Annotated in this window: 15 protein-coding genes; 5 read left to right on the plus strand and 10 right to left on the minus strand. The window is 60.3% G+C overall.

Annotated elements, in window-relative coordinates:
* Positions 1 to 13 precede the first annotated feature (13 nt).
* The 8 genes from rpsA to mtnA all read right to left on the minus strand — a co-directional run bounded on the left by rpsA (position 14) and on the right by mtnA (position 12,425).
* Positions 14 to 1,699, minus strand: a complete 1,686-nt coding sequence (gene rpsA, locus ABV589_RS06470; protein ID WP_007963626.1) for a 30S ribosomal protein S1 — start codon at positions 1,697 to 1,699, stop codon at positions 14 to 16.
* 119 nt (positions 1,700 to 1,818) lie between these two features.
* Positions 1,819 to 2,508, minus strand: a complete 690-nt coding sequence (gene cmk, locus ABV589_RS06475) for a (d)CMP kinase (RefSeq protein WP_007963625.1) — start codon at positions 2,506 to 2,508, stop codon at positions 1,819 to 1,821.
* Entirely contained in the window at positions 2,505 to 4,712 is a 2,208-nt protein-coding gene (locus ABV589_RS06480) for a bifunctional prephenate dehydrogenase/3-phosphoshikimate 1-carboxyvinyltransferase (protein ID WP_367085312.1), read from the minus strand. Before ABV589_RS06480 ends, cmk begins: the two co-directional genes overlap by 4 nt.
* Positions 4,713 to 4,740: 28 nt before the next feature.
* Positions 4,741 to 5,853, minus strand: coding sequence for a histidinol-phosphate transaminase (gene hisC / locus ABV589_RS06485; RefSeq protein ID WP_367085313.1), 1,113 nt, complete (start codon positions 5,851 to 5,853; stop codon positions 4,741 to 4,743).
* Positions 5,854 to 5,866: 13 nt separating this feature from the next.
* A complete protein-coding gene (gene pheA / locus ABV589_RS06490) occupies positions 5,867 to 6,961 on the minus strand; it encodes a prephenate dehydratase (protein ID WP_367085314.1) in 1,095 nt (364 codons plus the stop codon).
* Positions 6,961 to 8,046, minus strand: a complete 1,086-nt coding sequence (gene serC / locus ABV589_RS06495) for a 3-phosphoserine/phosphohydroxythreonine transaminase (RefSeq protein ID WP_367085315.1) — start codon at positions 8,044 to 8,046, stop codon at positions 6,961 to 6,963. Before serC ends, pheA begins: the two co-directional genes overlap by 1 nt.
* Before the next feature lie 223 nt (positions 8,047 to 8,269).
* Positions 8,270 to 10,924 (minus strand): DNA gyrase subunit A, encoded by a 2,655-nt coding sequence (gene gyrA, locus ABV589_RS06500; RefSeq protein ID WP_367085316.1) that lies wholly within the window; start codon positions 10,922 to 10,924, stop codon positions 8,270 to 8,272.
* 424 nt (positions 10,925 to 11,348) lie between these two features.
* Positions 11,349 to 12,425, minus strand: coding sequence for an S-methyl-5-thioribose-1-phosphate isomerase (gene mtnA / locus ABV589_RS06505; protein WP_367085317.1), 1,077 nt, complete (start codon positions 12,423 to 12,425; stop codon positions 11,349 to 11,351).
* Between the two features lie 108 nt (positions 12,426 to 12,533).
* On the opposite strand from mtnA, the gene ABV589_RS06510 reads away from it, so the two are divergent.
* The 5 genes from ABV589_RS06510 to ABV589_RS06530 all read left to right on the plus strand — a co-directional run bounded on the left by ABV589_RS06510 (position 12,534) and on the right by ABV589_RS06530 (position 17,509).
* The gene (locus ABV589_RS06510; RefSeq protein WP_367085318.1) at positions 12,534 to 13,868 is read left to right on the plus strand and encodes a TRZ/ATZ family hydrolase; all 1,335 of its coding nucleotides are present in this window, start codon (positions 12,534 to 12,536) and stop codon (positions 13,866 to 13,868) included.
* Between the two features lie 57 nt (positions 13,869 to 13,925).
* Complete coding sequence (gene ubiG, locus ABV589_RS06515) at positions 13,926 to 14,624, plus strand: bifunctional 2-polyprenyl-6-hydroxyphenol methylase/3-demethylubiquinol 3-O-methyltransferase UbiG (protein WP_367085319.1); 699 nt, start codon at positions 13,926 to 13,928, stop codon at positions 14,622 to 14,624.
* Between the two features lie 4 nt (positions 14,625 to 14,628).
* Entirely contained in the window at positions 14,629 to 15,300 is a 672-nt protein-coding gene (gene mupP / locus ABV589_RS06520) for an N-acetylmuramic acid 6-phosphate phosphatase MupP (protein ID WP_367085320.1), read from the plus strand.
* 179 nt (positions 15,301 to 15,479) lie between these two features.
* Entirely contained in the window at positions 15,480 to 16,220 is a 741-nt protein-coding gene (locus tag ABV589_RS06525) for a YciK family oxidoreductase (protein WP_367085321.1), read from the plus strand.
* A gap of 362 nt (positions 16,221 to 16,582) precedes the next feature.
* Complete coding sequence (locus ABV589_RS06530; RefSeq protein ID WP_367085322.1) at positions 16,583 to 17,509, plus strand: GGDEF domain-containing protein; 927 nt, start codon at positions 16,583 to 16,585, stop codon at positions 17,507 to 17,509.
* 135 nt (positions 17,510 to 17,644) lie between these two features.
* Here the strand turns inward: ABV589_RS06530 and ABV589_RS06535 are convergent, their stop codons facing one another.
* Both ABV589_RS06535 and ABV589_RS06540 read right to left on the minus strand, forming a co-directional pair.
* Positions 17,645 to 18,439 (minus strand): TenA family transcriptional regulator, encoded by a 795-nt coding sequence (locus tag ABV589_RS06535; protein ID WP_007963614.1) that lies wholly within the window; start codon positions 18,437 to 18,439, stop codon positions 17,645 to 17,647.
* A 46-nt stretch (positions 18,440 to 18,485) separates the two neighbouring features.
* Positions 18,486 to 20,945, minus strand: coding sequence for an EAL domain-containing protein (locus ABV589_RS06540; protein WP_367085323.1), 2,460 nt, complete (start codon positions 20,943 to 20,945; stop codon positions 18,486 to 18,488).
* Positions 20,946 to 20,990: the final 45 nt, after the last annotated feature.

Genomic DNA, 20,990 nt, shown 5'->3' on the forward strand with positions numbered 1-20,990 from the left:
GATCAAGCAGAACTTAGTTCTGTTTGGCCATTGCTTGACGCAGCAGTGCCGCCATAGTGGTGTCAGCTGCTTCACCTTCCGGAGCTGCTTTCAGGCTCTGGATGGCTTCTTTCTCTTCAGCATCGTCTTTCGACTTGATCGAGAGCTGGATTACGCGGCTCTTGCGATCAACGCTGATGATCTTGGCTTCAACTTCCTGGCCTTCTTTCAGAACGTTGCGCGCGTCTTCAACGCGGTCACGGCTGATTTCGGAGGCTTTCAGGGTCGCTTCGATGTCGTCAGCCAGAACGATGATGGCGCCTTTGGCGTCAACTTCTTTCACGGTGCCAGTAACGATAGCGCCTTTGTCGTTAACCGAGACGTACTCGGAGAACGGATCGCTTTCCAGTTGCTTGATGCCCAGGGAGATGCGCTCGCGCTCTGGGTCAACCGACAGGATGACGGTGTCCAGCTCGTCGCCCTTCTTGAAACGACGTACGGCTTCTTCGCCCACTTCGTTCCAGGAGATGTCGGACAGGTGAACCAGACCGTCGATGCCGCCGTCCAGACCAATGAAGATACCGAAATCGGTGATCGACTTGATGGTGCCGGAGATCTTGTCGCCCTTGTTGAACTGGCCAGAGAAGTCTTCCCATGGGTTCGACTTGCACTGCTTGATGCCCAGGGAGATACGACGACGCTCTTCGTCGATGTCCAGAACCATGACTTCCACTTCGTCGCCGACTTGTACGACTTTCGAAGGGTGGATGTTCTTGTTGGTCCAGTCCATTTCCGAAACGTGTACCAGACCTTCAACGCCTTCTTCCAGCTCAGCGAAGCAGCCGTAGTCGGTCAGGTTGGTTACACGAGCGGTAACGCGAGTGCTTTCTGGGTAACGGGCTTTGATAGCAACCCATGGATCTTCGCCCAGTTGCTTCAGGCCCAGGGAAACACGGTTACGCTCGCGATCGTATTTCAGAACCTTGACGTCGATTTCGTCACCAACGTTGACGATCTCGGAAGGATGCTTGATGCGCTTCCAGGCCATGTCGGTGATGTGCAGCAGGCCGTCCACGCCACCCAGATCGACGAATGCGCCGTAATCGGTGAGGTTTTTGACGATACCTTTGACTTGCTGGCCTTCCTGCAGGGATTCCAGCAGAGCTTCACGCTCGGCGGAGTTCTCGGCTTCCAGGACGCTGCGACGGGAAACGACAACGTTGTTGCGCTTCTGGTCCAGCTTGATGACCTTGAATTCCAGCTCTTTGCCTTCCAGGTGCGTGGTGTCGCGCACTGGACGGACGTCAACCAGGGAACCTGGCAGGAACGCACGGATGCCGTTAACGTCGACAGTGAAGCCGCCTTTAACCTTACCGTTAATAACGCCCTTGACCACTTCCTCAGCTGCGAAGGCTGCTTCCAGAACGATCCAGCATTCAGCGCGCTTGGCTTTTTCACGGGACAGCTTGGTTTCACCGAAACCGTCTTCAACCGAATCCAGAGCTACGTGAACTTCGTCACCGACATTGATAGTCAGGTCACCAGCATCGTTGTAGAACTGTTCCAGCGGGATGAGTGCTTCAGACTTCAGGCCAGCGTGAACGGTTACCCAGCGAGCCTGGTAATCGATATCAACGATAACACCGGTGATGATGGAGCCTGCCTGAAGGTTCAGGGTCTTTAGGCTTTCTTCAAAGAGTTCCGCAAAGCTTTCGCTCATTTTAATTCCTGTAGATGAGGGCGAAGAATACGCCCATCTCCACACCCCAGACGGTGTGGGTTAGTTTCATTTAAAAGAAGCGCTGCAGGACTATGACTGGTCCCCTGCGGCCTTCTTGGTCACCCGGCGATATCGCGAATGGCGATCTCGCTCATGATGCGTTCAAGCACCTGATCGATGGACAACTCCGTGGAATCCAGCTGTATCGCATCAGCCGCCGGCTTGAGCGGGGCTACTGCGCGCTGGGTATCACGCTCGTCGCGTGCACGGATCTCATCTAGCAGACTCGACAGACTAACATCCTCGCCTTTGCCCTTCAACTGCAAATATCGGCGACGCGCCCGCTCCTCGGCACTGGCAGTCAGAAAAATCTTCAACGGCGCATCGGGAAACACCACTGTGCCCATGTCGCGACCATCAGCCACCAGACCCGGCGCTTCCTGGAAGGCGCGCTGACGCTGCAGCAGCGCCTCGCGCACTGCCGGCAACGCAGCCACCTGGGACGCTCCCGCACCAACACTTTCGGTACGGATCACATCGCTGACTTCATCGCCCTCAAGAATGATGCGCTGCAGCTGACCTTCGGTCGCCGCAATGAACTGCACATCCAGATGAGCGGCCAGTTTCTTCAGCAGCTCTTCATTGGTCAGGTCGACACCATGGTTGTGCGCAGCGAACGCCAGCAGGCGATACAGCGCACCGGAATCCAGCAGATTCCAGCCCAGACGCTTGGCCAGAATCCCGGCGACCGTGCCTTTGCCCGAACCGCTTGGCCCATCGATGGTGATGACCGGTGCAATGTTTTTCACGACTGAGCCTCTTGAGCCACACGAATGCCGACCTGCGCGCACAGCGCGAGGAAGTTCGGGAACGACGTCGCGACGTTGGCGCAATCATGAATGCGGATCGGCGCAGTGGCACGCAGCGAAGCGACACTGAACGCCATGGCGATACGGTGATCACCGTGACCATGCACTTCCCCGCCACCGATCTGGCCGCCATCAATGATGATGCCGTCCGGAGTCGGCTGGCACTTGACGCCCAGCGCCAGCAAGCCGTCCGCCATGACTTGAATACGATCCGATTCCTTGACGCGCAGCTCTTCGGCGCCGGTCAGCACGGTACGACCCTCGGCACAGGCCGCCGCCACGAACAGCACCGGGAACTCGTCGATGGCCAGTGGCACCAGCGCCTCCGGAATCTCGATACCTTTCAGTTTAGCTGCCCGCACGCGCAAGTCGGCTACGGGTTCGCCACCGACTTCACGCTGGTTTTCCAGAGTGATATCGGCGCCCATCAGGCGCAGGATGTCGATGACACCGGTACGGGTCGGGTTGATGCCCACGTGCTCCAGCACCAGCTCCGAACCTTCAGCGATCGAGGCCGCCACCAGGAAGAACGCCGACGACGAGATGTCGCCCGGTACTTCAATGTGGGTCGCGGTCAGCTTGCCGCCGGATTCGACCGACGCGGTAGCGCCATCGACGCTCACCGGGTAGCCGAAACCACGCAGCATGCGTTCGGTGTGGTCACGGGTCGGCGCCGGCTCGGTCACGGTGGTCTTGCCTTCCGCGTACAGACCCGCCAGCAGCAGGCAGGACTTCACCTGAGCACTGGCCATCGGCATGGTGTAGGTCAGACCCTTGAGCTTGTGCCCGCCACGAATGGTCATCGGCGGACGACCTTCGGCAGCCGTTTCGATCACGGCGCCCATTTCCCGCAGCGGATTGGCCACGCGGTTCATCGGACGCTTGGACAGCGACGCATCGCCGGTCAGGGTGCTGTCGAAGTTCTGCGCCGCCAGCAGGCCGGACAGCAGACGCATCGACGTGCCGGAATTACCCAGATAGATCGGACCCGGTGCCGGCTTCAAGCCATGCAGACCGACACCATGAATGGTCACACGACCGTGGTGCGGGCCTTCGATGACCACGCCCATGTCGCGAAATGCCTGCAAGGTCGCCAGGGCATCTTCGCCCTCGAGGAAACCTTCAACCTCGGTCACACCTTCGGCCAGCGAGCCGAGCATGATCGAGCGGTGGGAAATCGATTTGTCACCTGGTACGCGAATCCGACCGGACAGGCGGCCACCAGGTTGAGCCAGGAAAATCAGATCGTTGGAATTCATAGCGTCCACATAGGCCCTGCGGGCCAGGATTTTACTGAAATGCTCGCGGGCAACCCGGGCGCGCGTGAAGACGCCCAACAATTGGTGCCCATCCCCTGCATCGACCGCGTCGCGCAAGGCGTCGAGGTCGCTGCGAAATGTATCGAGTGTGCGCAGGACAGCCTCGCGATTGGCGAGGAAGATGTCGTGCCACATCACCGGGTCGCTTCCGGCGATTCTTGTGAAATCGCGGAAACCGCCCGCAGCGTAACGGAAGATCTCAAGGTTTTCATTGCGTTTGGCCAACGAGTCGACCAGACCAAAGGCCAGCAGGTGCGGCAGATGACTGGTCGCGGCCAACACTTCATCGTGGCGCTCGACCTGCATGTGCTCGACGTCAGCGCCCAGCTCGCGCCACAAGCGATCAACCACTGCCAGTGCGGCCGGGTCGGTTTGCTCCAGCGGCGTGAGGATCACCTTGTGCCGACGGAACAGCTCAGAGTTGGAAGCTTCCACCCCGCTCTGCTCGGACCCGGCAATCGGATGACCCGGCACGAAACGCGCCGGCATGCCGCCGAATGCCTCGGTCGCCGCGCGCACTACATTGCCTTTGGCGCTGCCGACATCGGTCAGGATCGCCTGGCCCAGATCGACGCTCGCCAGACGGGCCAGCACTTTCTCCATCGCCAGGATCGGCACCGCCAGTTGAATCACGTCAGCGCCCCGACACGCAGCGATCAGATCGTCTTCACAGCGATCCACCACACCCAACTCGACCGCCAGCTTGCGCGATTGCGGGTCGAGATCGACCCCGACCACCTCGCGGCAGAGACCGCTTTCGCGCAAACCTTTGGCAAACGAACCACCGATCAAGCCCAGACCGACCACTACAAGGCGACCGATCATAGGTGCAGCAGATTGCAGAGCAGTGACATCACCCACGAGCCAGAACCTTGCGCAGCGCTTCGAGGAAGCGGCTGTTTTCCGCCGGCAGACCGATGGTCACCCGCAGGTGGTTCGGCATGCCGTAATTGGCCACCGGACGCACGATTACGCCCTCACGCAGCAGGCCCTGAAAGATCGGCGCTGCGACCTGACCGAGATCGACACAGATGAAGTTGCCCTTGGATTCGATCCAGTTCAGACGCAATTCACGGAAACCCGCCTGCAACTGCTGCATGCCGGATTCGTTGAGCTGACGGCTTTGCGCCAGATACTCCTCGTCTTTCAGCGCCGCACAGGCCGCGGCCAGCGCCAGGCTGTTGACATTGAATGGCTGGCGCACACGGTTGAGCACGTCCGCCACCACCGCAGTGGACAGGCCATAACCGACGCGCAGCGCTGCCAGGCCATAGGCCTTGGAGAACGTGCGCGAGACCAGCAGGTTCGGGTACGCCGCGAGGAAGTCCAGACCGTCCGGCAGATCACTGCCTTCGGCGTATTCGATGTACGCCTCGTCCAGCACCACCAGCACGTGCTCCGGCACGTCCTGCAGGAACTCGTCCAGCGCTTCGGCGCCGAACCAGGTACCGGTCGGGTTGTTCGGATTGGCGATGAATACCACGCGGGTATTGGCGTCGATGGCCGCGAGCATCGCAGGCAAGTCGTGGCCCCAGTCCTTGGCCGGAACCACTTTGGCCTGCGCACCGACCGCCTGGGTCGCGATCGGGTAGACAGCGAACGCGTGCTCACTGAACACTGCGTTCAGGCCCGGCGCCAGATAGGCGCGCGCCACCAGCTCGAGAATATCGTTGGAGCCGTTGCCCAGGGTCACCTGGTTCAGCTCGACGCGGCACTGCTCGGCCAGCAGCGATTTCAGCGCAAAGCCGTTACCGTCCGGATAACGGGTCAGCTCCGCCAGTTCTTCGCGGATCGCCGCCAAGGCTTTCGGACTGGCGCCCAGCGGATTTTCGTTGCTTGCCAGTTTGACGATTTTCGCCGGATCCAGATCCAGCTCGCGCGCCAGCTCGTCCACAGGCTTGCCCGGAACGTACGGCGAAAGTTGTTGCACGCCCGGCTGTGCCAGAGCGAGGAAGTTGCCACTCATTTGCTACCGCCCCTTAGAGAACTGCTTTCGGGTAGGAACCCAGCACTTTGAGTGCTACTGCTTCCTGACTGATCTTTTCCAGTACACCTTTGATCAACGGATCACGGTGATGGCCGACAAAGTCGATGAAGAACACGTAGGTCCATTTGCCGCTGCGCGACGGACGGGTTTCGATCCGAGTCAGGTCGATGCCATTGTCGTGGAACGGCACCAGCAGCTCGTGGAGCGCGCCGGGTTTGTTGCTCATCGAGACGATGATCGAGGTCTTGTCGTCGCCGGTCGGCGGCACTTCCTGGTTACCGATCATCAGAAAGCGCGTCGAGTTGTCCGGACGGTCTTCGATCTTCTCGGCCAGGCGCGTCAGGCCATACAGCCCTGCCGCCATGTCGCCGGCAATCGCCGCCGAATTCCACTCACCCTTGACCCGCTTGGCCGCTTCGGCATTGCTCGCAACCGCCACGCGCTCGACATTCGGGTAATGCGCGTCCAGCCACTTGCGGCACTGGGCCAGCGACTGCGCGTGGGAGTAGATGCGACTGACGCTGTCGGTCTTGGTATTTTCCCCGACCAGCAAGTGATGGTGGATGCGCAACTCGACTTCGCCGCAGATCACCATGTCGTGTTCGAGGAAGCTGTCGAGGGTGTGGTTGACCGCGCCTTCGGTGGAGTTCTCCACCGGCACCACGCCAAAGTTCACCGCACCCGCCGCGACTTCACGGAACACTTCGTCGATCGCCGCCATCGGCTTGCTGATCACCGCGTGGCCGAAGTGTTTCATGGCCGCCGCCTGGGTGAAGGTGCCTTCAGGGCCGAGGTAAGCCACTTTCAGTGGCTGCTCGAGCGCCAGGCACGAGGACATGATTTCGCGGAACAACCGCGCCATCTCTTCGTTGCCCAATGGCCCCTGATTGCGCTCCATCACGCGCTTGAGCACCTGAGCTTCACGCTCGGGACGATAGAACACCGGCACTTCGCCTTCGGCCAGCGAGGCCATCTTTACTCGCGCAACTTCCTGGGCGCAGCGGGCACGTTCGCTGATCAGCTCGAGGACTTTACTGTCCAGAGCGTCGATGCGAATGCGCAGTGCCTTGAGTTCTTGCTCGGACATCAGCCGTGTTCCTTCTCGAATTCAGCCATGTACGCCACCAGCGCGTTGACGGCGTTGATGTCGACGGCGTTGTAGATGGAGGCGCGCATGCCGCCCACGGAGCGGTGGCCCTTGAGGTTGAGCAGGCCGCGTTCGTCGGCACCGGCGAGGAACGGCTTGTCCAGGCGATCATCAGCCAGACGGAACGGCACGTTCATCCACGAGCGGTCCGACTTGTTGATCGGGTTGCTGTAGAGACCGCTGGCGTCGATGAAGTCGTACAGCGTGCGCTGCTTGACGTCATTCAGCTTGGCGATCGCTTCAACGCCGCCCTGCTCTTTCAGCCACTGGAACACCAGACCGGACAAGTACCAGGCCAGGGTCGGCGGCGTGTTGTACATCGAGCCGTTATCGGCCGCGACCTTGTAGTTGAGCATGGTCGGGCACAGCGACCGCGCTTTGCCCAGCAGGTCTTCGCGGATGATGTTGACGACGATGCCGCTCGGGCCGATGTTCTTCTGCGCGCCGGCGTAGATCATGCCGAACCGCGAGATATCGACCGGACGCGAGAGGATGTCCGAAGACATGTCGGCCACCAGCGGCACGTCGCCAGTTTCCGGGATCCACTGGAATTCCAGACCGCCGATGGTTTCGTTCGGCGCGTAGTGAACGTAAGCGGCGTCTTTCGACAGGTTCCACTCGTTCTGCCCCGGAATGGCGAAATAGTCGTAAGGCTTGGCGGTGGCGGCAACGTTGACGTGGCCGTAGCGCGAGGCTTCTTCGATGGCTTTCTGCGACCAGATACCGGTGTCGACGTAGTCGGCAGAGCCGTTTTCCGGCAACAGATTCAGCGGGATCTGCGCGAATTGCTGGCTGGCGCCACCTTGCAGAAACAGCACTTTATAGTTCGACGGGATATTCAGCAGGTCACGCAGATCCTGCTCGGCCTGGGTGGCGATGGACACGAACTCATCACTGCGATGGCTCATTTCCATGACCGACAGACCCTTGCCATGCCAATCAAGGAGTTCACCCTGGGCACGTTGCAGGACAGCTTCAGGAAGCGCCGCAGGACCGGCACAGAAGTTATAGGCTCGCTTGCTCACATCCAATCTCGCTCTGATTTGGTGGTATCACATATCAGTCGGCGCCAATCTTGTATGGGAGCGAGCTCGCTCGCGAAGGCGGACTGACATTCAACAACAATGTCGCCTGATACTCCGCTTTCGCGAGCAAGCTCGCTCCCACATGGCTCGTCATGGGCGCCGATATTTCATTCCGGACAAATAACAAGGGGGCGAATTTTCATCCGCCCCCTCGCTTGTCCGCTTATTCCTGCGGCTCTTCGTCAGCTGCGGCGTCGAGTTGCTGGTCCTCGGCAACGTCGTCGATCACGACATCCCCCTCGAACTCGGCACCCTCTTCACCTTCAAGCTCTTCGCCTTCGACTTCCGACGGCTCCTGAACCCGCTCCAGACCGACCAGGGTTTCATCCTTGGCCAGTTTGATCAGGGTCACGCCCTGGGTGTTACGACCCAGGCTCGACACTTCGTCGACCCGCGTGCGCACCAGCGTGCCCTGATCGGAAATCAGCATGATTTCTTCGCCGTCGAGCACCTGAACCGCACCGACCAGACGACCGTTACGCTCGTTGCTGACCATGGCGATCACGCCCTGGCCGCCGCGCTTGTACTCAGGGAACTCGGTGATCGCGGTGCGCTTGCCATAACCACGCTCGGAAGCGGTGAGGATCTGGCTGCCTTCTTCCGGGATCAGCATCGAAATCAGCTTTTGCCCCTCCGGCAGACGCATGCCGCGTACGCCGCGAGCAGTACGGCCCATGGCACGCACATCGGACTCCTTGAAGCGCGTTACCTTGCCGCCGTCGGAGAACAGCATCACTTCACGCTCGCCATCGGTGATGGCCGCGGAGATCAGCACGTCGCCTTCGTCCAGCTCCAGCGCGATCAGACCGACGCTGCGCTGACGGCTGAAGGATTCCAGCGGGGTCTTCTTGACGGTGCCGTTGGCGGTCGCCATGAAGATGTAGTGACCTTCGGTGTATTCCTCGACCGGCAGCATGGTGGTGATGTATTCACCGTCATCCAGCGGCAGCAGGTTGACCAGCGGACGACCACGGGCGGCACGGGACGCTTCCGGAATTTCGTAAGTCTTCAGCCAGTAAACCTTGCCTTTGCTGGAGAACAGCAGCAGCGTGGTGTGGCTGTTGGCAACCAGCAGGTGAGCGATGTAGTCCTCATCCTTGACCCCAGTCGCCGACTTGCCTTTACCGCCACGACGCTGAGCCTGGTACGCAGCCAGTGGCTGGGTCTTGGCGTAGCCACCGTGGGAAATGGTCACGACGCGCTCTTCTTCCGGGATCATGTCGCCCAGGGTCAGGTCGAGGCGCGCATCGAGAATCTCGGTGCGACGCACATCGCCGTATTCGGCGCGGATCACTTCCAGTTCTTCGCGGATCACTTCCATCAGGCGCACGGCGCTGTTGAGGATGCGGATCAGCTCGCCGATCTGGTTGAGGATCTCCTGGTACTCGGCCAGCAGCTTCTCGTGCTCCAGACCGGTCAGACGGTGCAGACGCAGTTCCAGAATGGCTTGCGCCTGCTCTGGCGACAGGAAGTACTTGCCTTCGCGCAGACCGTATTGCGGATCGAGGTTCTCCGGACGGCACGAGTCGGCACCGGCGCGTTCCACCATCGCCACCACCGCCGAGGATTCCCAAGGGGTGCTGACCAGCGCTTCTTTCGCTTCCGACGGGGTCGGCGAAGCCTTGATCAGGGCGATCACCGGGTCGATGTTCGACAGGGCAACGGCCTGGCCTTCAAGGATGTGACCACGCTCGCGAGCCTTGCGCAGCTCGAACACGGTACGACGGGTAACCACTTCGCGACGGTGACGAACGAAGGCTTCCAGCAGATCCTTTAGGTTGAGGATGCGCGGACGGCCGTCGATCAGCGCGACGATGTTGATGCCGAATACCGATTGCAGCTGGGTCTGGGCGTAGAGATTGTTGAGGATCACCTCAGGCACTTCGCCGCGACGCAGTTCGATCACGACGCGCATACCGTCCTTGTCGGACTCGTCGCGCAGCTCGGTGATGCCTTCGAGCTTCTTCTCCTTGACCAGCTCGGCGATCTTCTCGATCAGACGCGCCTTGTTCAGCTGGTACGGGAGTTCGGTGATGACGATCTGCTGACGGCCACCGACCTTGTCGATGTCTTCTATGATCGAGCGCGCACGCATGTAAATGCGGCCGCGACCGGTGCGGTAGGCTTCGATGATGCCGGCACGACCGTTGATGATCGCGGCCGTCGGGAAGTCCGGACCGGGGATGTATTGCATCAGCTCATCGACGGTCAGCTCGGGGTTGTCGATGAGGGCCAGGCAACCGTCGATGACTTCACCGAGGTTGTGCGGCGGAATGTTGGTCGCCATGCCCACGGCGATACCGCTGGAACCGTTGACCAGCAGGTTCGGCACGCGGGTCGGCATGACCGCCGGGATCAGCTCGGTGCCGTCGTAGTTCGGCACCCAGTCCACGGTTTCCTTGTGCAGGTCGGCCAGCAGCTCGTGCGCCAGCTTGGTCATGCGCACTTCGGTGTATCGCATGGCCGCGGCGTTGTCGCCGTCCACCGAACCGAAGTTGCCCTGACCGTCAACCAGCAGGTAGCGCAGGGAGAAAGGCTGGGCCATGCGGACGATGGTGTCGTACACCGCGGTATCACCGTGCGGGTGATACTTACCGATCACGTCACCGACAACACGGGCAGATTTCTTGTACGGCTTGTTGAAGTCGTTGCCCAGCTCGCTCATCGCGAACAGTACGCGACGGTGCACGGGCTTGAGGCCATCGCGCGCATCCGGCAGTGCACGGCCGACGATTACGCTCATCGCGTAGTCGAGGTAGGACTGTTTCAGCTCGTCTTCGATATTGACCGGGAGGATTTCTTTGGCCAGTTCGCCCATGAGAAGCCTGATTCCTTTTTCTGGTGAAACTTCGTCATATCCATATGGGATGTACGAAGCTCGTCGGGGCAGGCTGAGTGCCGTGCGCCGACTTACGACAAATCAACAAGTCGGACCGTGATTTGCGCAGTAAAGACAGCTCCGTGAAGCTGCCTCGGAAAACGCCGGATGTTATCACAAGAGCCGCCACGCACCTATCCCCCAGATGCGCATGGAGCATAGTTAGTTGACCGATGACAGGCGTAAAGGGGACGAGAGAGGCTCAGAGCTTCTTTGAATGCGGATTTGAGGTCAGGTTTTGCGATGTTTATTGACTTTTAGGGCCCCATCGCTGGCAAGCCAGCTCCCACAGGGTCAGCAGCGAGCACAAAACCTGTGGGAGCTGGCTTGCCAGCGAAGGCGTCCTTGCAGACGCCAAAGCCAATCAATGCAGGCGCTTGCGGCACATCAACTGGGCCATTTTCGCCGTATCCGGGCGCTCGACGATGCCTTTTTCAGTGACGATCGCATCGATCAGATCCGCCGGCGTCACATCAAACACCGGGTTGAACGCCTCGACGTCCGCCCCCACGCGCTTGCCACCGACTTCCAGCAGTTCGGCGCCGTCACGTTCCTCGATCGGGATGTCGTCGCCGCTCGCGAGAGTCATGTCGATGGTCGAACTCGGCGCCACCACCATGAAACGCACGCCATGGTGCATGGCGTTGACCGCCAGTTGGTAGGTGCCGATCTTGTTTGCCACATCGCCATTGGCGGTGATGCGGTCAGCACCAACGATCACCCAGGTCACGCCTTTGGTTTTCATGATGTGCGCGGCCGCCGAGTCGGCATTCAGCGTCACCGGAATGCCTTCGTTCGCCAGCTCCCACGCGGTCAGGCGCGAACCTTGCAGCCACGGCCGGGTTTCATCGGCATACACCCGCTCGACCATGCCTTCCAGGTACGCCGCACGAATCACCCCCAACGCCGTACCGAAACCGCCGGTGGCCAAGGCGCCGGTGTTGCAATGGGTGAGAATCGCCTGGGCATTGCCCTGATGCTTGCGGATCAGATCGACGCCGAGCTGGGCCATGGTCAGGTTGGCTTCGCGGTCACTTTCATGAATGGCGATGGCTTCAGCTTCCAGCGCCGCCAGCGGATCGGCGTTTTCTTTCAGCCGATCCAGACGGTCGTGCATGCGATTCAGCGCCCAGAACAGATTGACTGCGGTCGGGCGGGAATCCGCCAGCAGGGCGAAATCCTCTTCCAGCGCCGCATACCAGTCGCCGCCTTCAGCCACGCGAGCGCGGGCCGCCAGCACAATGCCATAGGCCGCGCTGATGCCGATGGCCGGTGCGCCACGCACCACCATCGAACGAATCGCTTCAGCCACACCGGCAGCGCTGGTGTAGGCAATCCAGGTTTCCTCGAACGGCAAAATACGCTGATCCAGCAGGTGGAGCGCGCCATCTCGCCAATCGATGGCCTTTACTTTCTCCGCAGCCAACAGTCGATCGCGCATCCCTCACCCCGCACTCATGAACAAAAGCCGCCGATTATAGCGATCCCCCCGCGAAGACGCTCGGGTATACTTCGCCATCCTTTACAAAAGCACTGGAACCGACCCTCGATGCCGAAACCTGCCATTGCGCTCGACTTATTATTGCTGCCGACCTGGCTGGTACCCGTCGAACCCGCAGGCGTGGTGCTCAAGGAGCATGGCCTGGGCATTCGCGACGGTCGCATCGTATTTATCGGTCCGCGCGCCGAAGCTTTGAAGTGTAACGCCACTGAAGTCCGCGAATTACCGGACGTGCTGCTCGCCCCGGGCCTGATCAACGCGCACGGGCATGCGGCGATGACCCTGTTCCGTGGCCTGGCCGACGATCTGCCGCTGATGACCTGGCTGGAAAACCACATCTGGCCGGCCGAAGCCAAATGGGTCGATGAAGATTTCGTCCGTGATGGCACTGACCTGGCGATTGCCGAGCAGATCAAGGGCGGCATCAGCTGTTTCTCGGACATGTACTTCTTCCCGAAGGTCGCCAGTGAGCGCGTGCACAACAGCGGCATTCGCGCGCAGATCGCGATTCCGATCCTCGATTTCCCGATCCCCGGCGCCAGCAGCGCCGATGAGGCGATTCGTCAGGGCGTCGAGCTGTTCGGCGATCTGAAGCATCACGAACGGATCAAAATCACCTTCGGCCCCCATGCACCCTACACCGTGGGCGACGAGAACCTGGAAAAAATCCGCGTGATCGCTGAAGAGCTGGACGCGTCGATCCACATGCACGTCCACGAAACCGCCTTCGAAGTCCAGCAATCGCTGGAACATCGCGGCGAGCGACCACTGGCCCGCCTCGGTCGCCTCGGCCTGCTCGGCCCGCGCTTCCAGGCGGTGCACATGACCCAGATCAGCGATGACGATCTGGCATTACTGGTAGAAAGCAACACCAGCGTGATCCACTGCCCGGAATCGAACCTGAAGCTGGCCAGCGGTTTCTGCCCGGTGGAGCGCTTGTGGCAGGCTGGCGTGAACGTCGCCGTCGGTACCGATGGCGCGGCGAGCAACAACGATCTCGACCTGCTCGGCGAAACCCGCACCGCCGCGCTGCTGGCCAAAGCCGTCGCCGGCTCGGCCACTGCGCTGGACGCCCATCGTGCGCTACGCATGGCCACGCTCAACGGCGCACGGGCCTTGGGCATCGAGGCGCAGGTCGGTTCGCTGGAGATCGGCAAGGCCGCGGACATCGTCGCGTTCGACCTGTCCGGCCTGGCCCAGCAACCGGTCTATGACCCGGTGTCGCAACTTATCTATGCCACCGGCCGCGACTGCGTGAAACACCTGTGGGTCGCCGGCAAACAATTACTCGACGACCGGCGCCTGACCCGTCTGGACGAACAACAACTGGGCGCCACCGCCCGGGCCTGGGGCCAGCGCATCAACGGCCACACCGAATCGTAAACACCGCGGAGCAGATTCCGCGGCTACAACCCTTTTCAAGTTTTTCGAGGAATAGATATGAGCAACGTCGACCACGCCGAAATCGCCAAATTCGAAGCCCTGGCCCATCGCTGGTGGGACCGTGAAAGCGAATTCAAACCGCTGCACGACATCAACCCGCTGCGCGTCAACTGGATTGACGAGCGGGTCAATCTGGCCGGCAAGAAAGTCCTCGACGTCGGTTGCGGCGGCGGCATCCTCAGCGAAGCCATGGCCCAGCGCGGCGCCACTGTCATGGGCATCGACATGGGCGAAGCGCCACTGGCGGTCGCACAACTGCATCAGCTGGAATCCGGGGTCAACGTCGAATACCGGCAGATCACCGCCGAAGCCCTGGCCGAGGAAATGCCCGAGCAGTTCGACGTCGTAACCTGCCTGGAAATGCTCGAGCACGTACCGGACCCGTCGTCGGTGATCCGTGCGTGCTACCGCATGGTCAAGCCGGGCGGCCAGGTGTTCTTCTCGACCATCAACCGCAACCCGAAGGCGTACCTGTTCGCCATCATCGGCGCCGAATACATCATGAAGCTGCTGCCGCGCGGCACCCATGACTTCAAGAAATTCATCCGCCCGTCCGAGCTGGGCGCCTGGAGCCGCATTGCCGGCCTGACCGTCAAGGACATCATCGGCCTGACCTACAACCCGCTGACCAAGCACTACAAGCTGGCCAACGACGTTGACGTCAACTACATGATCCAGACCCTGCGCGAGGAGTAAGCCGATGGCCATCAGAGCAGTCCTTTTCGACATGGACGGCACCCTGCTCGACACCGCGCCGGACTTCATCGCCATTTGTCAGGCGATGCGCGCGGATCGTGGCTTGCCGCCGATGAACGACAAGCACATCCGCGACGAGATCTCCGGCGGCGCCAAAGCGATGGTCGCGGTGACGTTCTCGATGGACCCGGAATCGCCGGGTTTCGAGGAGCTGCGTCAGGAATTCCTCGAGCGTTATCTGGCTGGATGCGCGGTGCACAGCAAGCTGTTCGACGGCATGGGCGAACTGTTGGCCGATATCGAAAAGGCCAACCTGATCTGGGGTGTGGTCACCAACAAGCCGGTGCGCTTCGCCGAACCGATCATGCAACAGCTGGGGCTGGCCGAGCGTTCGGCGCTGCTGATCTGCCCGGATCACGTGAAAAACAGCAAACCGGACCCGGAGCCGCTGATCCTCGCGTGCAAGATGCTTGATCTGGATCCATCGACCGTTTTGTTTGTAGGCGATGATCTGCGTGATATCGAGTCGGGCCGCGATGCCGGCACCAAGACCTGCGCCGTAACCTATGGCTACATCCACCCGGACGACAACCCGCGGCACTGGGGCGCGGATGTGGTGGTGGATCATCCGCTGGAGTTGCGCAAGGTGATCGATAGCGCGCTGTGCAGCTGCTGACCTGCCCCCCCTTGTGGCGAGGGAGCTTGCTCCCGCTGGGTCGCGCAGCGGCCCTTTTTTTCCTGAGTGCGCATTTTCTCAGGCACACCGCACTGGCTAGCGTTACGACTGCTTTGCAGCCGAGCGGGAGCAAGCTCCCTCGCCACAAAGTTCAGCATTCGCCTTATGGAGAGGTTTTTATGTTTGATTACACCGCCCGTCCCGAATTGCTCAAGGATCGGGTCATTCTGGTCACCGGTGCCGGTCGTGGCATCGGTGCGGCTGCCGCGATAACCTACGCCGCCCATGGCGCCACCGTGCTGCTGCTGGGCAAGACCGAAGCCAATCTGACCCAGGTCTACGACGAGATCGAGGCCGCGGGCCATCCGCAACCGGCAGTGATCCCATTCAACCTCGAGACTGCCCTGCCGCATCAGTACGATGAGCTTGCGGCGATGATCGAAACCGAGTTCGGCCACCTCGACGGCCTGCTGCACAACGCCTCGATCATCGGGCCGCGCACGCCGATCGAACAGCTGTCGGGCGAAAACTTCATGCGTGTCATGCAGGTCAACGTCAACGCCATGTTCATGCTGACCAGCACCCTGCTGCCGCTGCTCAAGCTGTCGCAGGATGCCTCGGTGGTGTTCACCTCCAGCAGCGTCGGGCGCAAGGGCCGCGCCTATTGGGGCGCCTACGGGGTGTCGAAGTTCGCCACCGAAGGCCTGATGCAAACGCTGGCCGACGAGGTCGATGGCGTGGCCCCCGTGCGCTCCAACAGCATCAACCCGGGCGGCACGCGTACCAGCATGCGTGCACAGGCCTATCCGGGGGAAAACCCGCTGAACAATCCGACTCCGGAAGAGATCATGCCGGTGTACCTGTACCTGATGGGCCCGGACAGCACGGGCATCAATGGCCAGGCATTCAACGCGCAATAACTGCCATACGTCGCTTTTGTTGCCGTGGCGGATTACCGTCGCGGCACACAATTGCCGCTTCCCACTGTCACACTTCAGTCAAATATCCGCCACCCGCCCTCAAAGCAAAAAGCCATCCTGTTGATTCATAAAGGTTTTAATAAACCTGAACTGAATGGCACGACTTTCGCTCTAATTTTCCTCAAAGCATGCCGTGTGAAGGCACTGGGGCAAGGCCGATTTCGATAGCTGACTAATCGTCATCAGGCAGACTAAACTTACGCCAAATGTCCTACGGGACTGATGGATCAGTATGACGCGCAGCCCATAGCCGCTCTCACCCAGCCTGTAAGACAGACTTACTGCTTAGGGGCTCACGCCATATGAAATCACCCTCCCAGACCAATGCAATTGACTTTGACAGTGCCAAATTGCAACGCCTGGGCTTTGGTCAGCTGCCTCCGCTTCTGGAACGCCCGGCCAGCCTGGCGCAACTGCGCCAGCAAATGAGCCTGCAACTGCAAACCAGTCTTGAGCCGCAACGAATCCTTGGTCTGTTTTTCCGTGAAGTTCAGCGCCTGGTGCCGCTGGATGCCTTGAGCTACGTGCATACGGGCAGCGACCTGCGCCTGGAGTTCGGCGCGCGCGGTCACCATTCGGTCAGCTACAGCCTCAGCCACGAAGGCGAACACTTGGGCGAACTGGTTTTCCGCCGCAACCAGCGCTTCAGCGAGCAGGATCAGGGCAACCTTGAGTCACTGCTGTCGTCTCTGTTATTCCCGATGCGCAACGCCCTGCTCTACCGCGCAGCAACGCAAAGTGCATTGCGCGACCCGTTGACCGGAACCGGCAACCGAATCGCCATGGAGCAGACCCTGCAACGCGAAATCGACATGTCCCGCCGGCACCTGCAACCGCTGTCGGTGCTGATGCTCGACATCGACCACTTCAAGCGAGTCAACGACAGCCACGGCCACAGCGCCGGGGATGACGTGCTCAAAGCCGTGGCGGCCTCGATCAAGGGCCAGCTGCGCAACGTCGACATGGTGTTTCGCTATGGCGGGGAAGAGTTTCTGATCTTGCTGTGCAACACCGGCCGGGAAGCGGCGGCGATGGTCGGCGAGCGTCTGCGGCATGCCGCGCAGGCAGCGGAATATTTCGCGGACGGGCAGTTGATCGACCTGACTGTGAGCCTTGGCTGCTCGACTCTGCTGCCGGGCGAATCAGCGGACAGTCTGCTGCGCCGGGCCGACAGTGCGCTGTACGTGGCCAAGCGCGAGGGGCGCAATCGGTTGGCGATGGCTGGCTGAGTTCTTCCAGACACCCAAAAACAACTGTAGGAGTGAGCCTGCTCGCGATCCGGAGTGTCAGTCACCCTCTACATTGACTGACACACCGGATCGCGAGCAGGCTCACTCCTACATTTTTTACGGCGTTATTGGCTATCAGCTCTCTACGAGTGTCCGGCGTTCACGCCCGTGCAACGCACGCTCGGCGGTCTCCAGTTGCATGCAGCGCTCCAGGAACAGGTACATGTAGTCGTAGCTCTTGCACACCGCCTGGCGCAGTTCCGCCTGCAACGCCTTGCTCGGGTTCATGCCTGCCAGCGTGCAGATGATTTCCAGCGCTTCCCACGGATGGGCATCGTCGTATTGGGCATGCATCTTCAGCCACTTCATCGCGCGCTTGCGCTCTTCTTCCGGGAACGCCGCCGCGTACACGCCAGTTGAGCAGACCAGCGCCGACCACTCCCCGGTAGCCCCCTCGATAGCGTAGTTGGTCGCAGCGATGGCGACGATCAGCGAATCCGCCGAACTCGTATGCCAGCACCAGTGACTCAGCGCATGCAGTTCCGGCGGTACTTGCTGGGCCTGCAGATCCTCCAGGCTGACGCCATGCGCGCGGCTCCAGTTCAGCCAGTAGTCGGCGTGATTGAGTTCGACGCGGATGTTGCGCATCAACCAGCGGCGCGCCATATCCTCCCCAGGATGGCGGGCGAACTTGGTCTTGGTCAGGTTCTGCGCCATATACAACGCAAACTGTTCAACCACTGGCCAGCCCCCGATCAGGTACTGACGCATGGTTTTGGCGCTGAGCTTGTTATCACGCATGCGCATATACAGTTCATGTTCGACAACCCGGCGCTTGCTCTCGCTGCAATCCGTAATGAGCTGTTGTGCCCAGGCAGGATAACTTGCAGCTTCCATGAGTGGTCCGGTTCGGTTGAATGTGTCGATCACTGTTCGGCTCCTTTTGATTTGTGATTGTAAGGATCGGCAAGAGCTTTCAACGGAACGTGCCAGGCGCCTTGAACAACAGCGGCTGCGGTCTGGCGGGCCGACTTTGCAAACTGTCGCAGGTAAACAACTGCGGGCGTTCGATGACGTAACCCTGAGCGTAATCCACCCCGATTTCAAGCAATGCCTGCTCGATCTGAGTTGTTTCTACAAACTCGGCAATTGTCTGCTTACCCATGACATGCCCGATGTGATTGATCACCTCGACCATAGCGCGGTTAATCGGGTCGTCCAGCATATCCTTTACGAAACTCCCGTCGATCTTCAGGAAGTCTACAGGCAAATGTTTCAAATAAGCGAATGAAGACATTCCGGCACAAAAGTCATCAAGTGAGAAGTAACAACCTAAGCCTTTGAGTTCATTAATAAATCGAATTGCGCTGCCCAGATTGGCAATAGCACTGGTTTCAGTAATTTCAAAACAAATCATTTCAGGGGGTATAGCGTAACTAACAAATTGTTCACGCAGAAAGTGCAAGAACGCGTCATCTCCAATAGTAATGCCTGAAAGATTAATCGCACACATTGCCAACGGGCCTTCATGTTGTTCGGCGATGCATTGGGCAATCACTTTAAAAACATTCTCGACCACCCAACGATCCAGTTGACTCATCAGGCCATAACGTTCTGCCGCCGGAATGAAACTGTCCGGCAGGATCATCCGTCCGGCTTCGTCATGCAGACGCAAGAGTATTTCGATGTGCCCGCCGCCATGGGCTGTAGCGCCCAGCGGAGCAATTTCCTGGGCATAGAGGCAGAAGCGGTTTTCTTCCAGCGCCATGTGCAGGCGCTGCACCCAGGCCATTTCGCCGAAGCGCAGCGACAGTTCGGAGTCGTCGGCATGGTAGACCTGCACCCGGTTGCGGCCCTTTTCCTTGGCCATGTAGCAGGCCATGTCGGCGGCGCGCAATGAGGCTTCGAGGGTGGTCGGGGTCTGGGCGATGTGCACCAGGCCGATGCTCACAGTGGTCAGGAACGGCCGCCCCTTCCACACGAAGTGCAGGTTCTGCACGGTCTGGCGCAGGCTCTCGGCGATTTTCTCGGCGGCATCCGGGGCGCAGTTCTCCAGCAGAATGCCGAACTCGTCACCGCCCAGCCGCGCCAGGGTGTCGCTCTCGCGCAAGCCCGATTGCAACAGCGTGCAGATGTGCCGCAGCAACTCATCGCCGGCGGCGTGACCGCAGGTGTCGTTGACCAGTTTGAACTGATCCAGATCGAGGAACATCAGCGCATGCCGACCGGGCTGACGCGTCAGGTTGTGCAACGCCTGCTCCAGGCGATATTCGAATTCGCGGCGATTGGCCAGACCGGTCAGGGCATCGTGGGTCGCCTGCCACGACAGGTTGGCGATGTATTGCCGTTCCTGAGTCATGTCATGCAGCACCAGCACCGTCCCAATGACCTTGTCGGCATTGCGGATCGGCGCGCCCACCAGCGTCACCGAGACCGTGCTGCCATCCAGACGCTGGATCAGCTTGGAGTGTTCGCTGCCACCGACCAGTTGCCCACTGAGAATATGCTCGATCAGCGTCAGCCCTTCGGCCTGGGCGTTGTCATCCAATAGATTGAACAACGCCGCCAACGGAAGACCCGCCGCGTGCTCGGACTTCCAGTGCGTCATGGCCTCCGCCGCCGGGTTCATGTAATCGATCGCGCCGTTGACGTCGGTAGTGATCACCCCGTCGCCAATCGATTGCAGGGTGATATGTGCCCGATCCTTCTCCAGCTGCAACGCCTGAGCAAAGGCATGCCGCTGCTTGAGCAGTTTGTGGGTGCGCAACAGTGCCAGCACGATCAACCCCAGCGCCGTGGCCAGGTTGGTGAACAGCAGCAGGCGCAGGATCATCCGCGAACCTTCGCCCAAGGCATCGCTGAACGCCTTGGCCGCCGGCGTCACACCGTCGTTAATGGCAAAGATCTGCGCTTTCCAGTGCTGGATATCAGCCGGCGTCGCAATGTTTTCGCTGATGCCCTGATGCATCTCGCGCGCGACATTGTCCAGTTGCACCAGATAGGCGTCGCCGATGGTCCAGCGGTCGATCGCGGTTTCCAGATAACTGAAATGACGAAAATTGAGGTACAGCCAGATCAGGCTCGACACATCATCGGGATGGTTGCCGCCCTTGAGAATCCCCTCCCGTGCCGCCTGCAGATCCGGCGGCTGACGATCCAGCGCCAGACGCAACTGGTGGCCGCCCTGGGGCACGGCGATCGCTTCCTTGTATTTGAGAAAGATCGCCTCGTCGCGGCTGTCGGCATACAGGTTCAGGTAATAGATGGCGTCCTTCTGGCCCTTGGACCAGAGACTCTCGCCGGCAACATAGCCGCGCACGGCCGACAGGACGTAAAGACTCACGCCCCCCAATAACGCCTGAAATAACACGACGGCAATAAATGGCCAGACGATGCCCAACAACCGTGGCGTTCCGAGAGTCCTTTTTTGCTTCATGAGGTCCTTTGCGCACGCACTGTCATCTTCAAGGGGAGACCGCCA

Source organism: Pseudomonas sp. HOU2 (assembly GCF_040729435.1).
GTDB lineage: Bacteria > Pseudomonadota > Gammaproteobacteria > Pseudomonadales > Pseudomonadaceae > Aquipseudomonas.

Bases quoted from the DNA above. Each gene is read 5' to 3' on its own strand.
- ABV589_RS06480 (WP_367085312.1), bottom strand. From the start codon at position 4,712: ATGATCGGTCGCCTTGTAGTGGTCGGTCTGGGCTTGATCGGTGGTTCG.
- ABV589_RS06510 (WP_367085318.1), top strand. From the start codon at position 12,534: ATGCCGAAACCTGCCATTGCGCTCGACTTATTATTGCTGCCGACCTGG.
- mtnA (WP_367085317.1), bottom strand. From the start codon at position 12,425: ATGCGCGATCGACTGTTGGCTGCGGAGAAAGTAAAGGCCATCGATTGG.
- gyrA (WP_367085316.1), bottom strand. From the start codon at position 10,924: ATGGGCGAACTGGCCAAAGAAATCCTCCCGGTCAATATCGAAGACGAG.
- pheA (WP_367085314.1), bottom strand. From the start codon at position 6,961: ATGTCCGAGCAAGAACTCAAGGCACTGCGCATTCGCATCGACGCTCTG.
- mupP (WP_367085320.1), top strand. From the start codon at position 14,629: ATGGCCATCAGAGCAGTCCTTTTCGACATGGACGGCACCCTGCTCGAC.
- hisC (WP_367085313.1), bottom strand. From the start codon at position 5,853: ATGAGTGGCAACTTCCTCGCTCTGGCACAGCCGGGCGTGCAACAACTT.
- ABV589_RS06530 (WP_367085322.1), top strand. From the start codon at position 16,583: ATGAAATCACCCTCCCAGACCAATGCAATTGACTTTGACAGTGCCAAA.
- ABV589_RS06525 (WP_367085321.1), top strand. From the start codon at position 15,480: ATGTTTGATTACACCGCCCGTCCCGAATTGCTCAAGGATCGGGTCATT.
- ubiG (WP_367085319.1), top strand. From the start codon at position 13,926: ATGAGCAACGTCGACCACGCCGAAATCGCCAAATTCGAAGCCCTGGCC.
- rpsA (WP_007963626.1), bottom strand. From the start codon at position 1,699: ATGAGCGAAAGCTTTGCGGAACTCTTTGAAGAAAGCCTAAAGACCCTG.
- ABV589_RS06540 (WP_367085323.1), bottom strand. From the start codon at position 20,945: ATGAAGCAAAAAAGGACTCTCGGAACGCCACGGTTGTTGGGCATCGTC.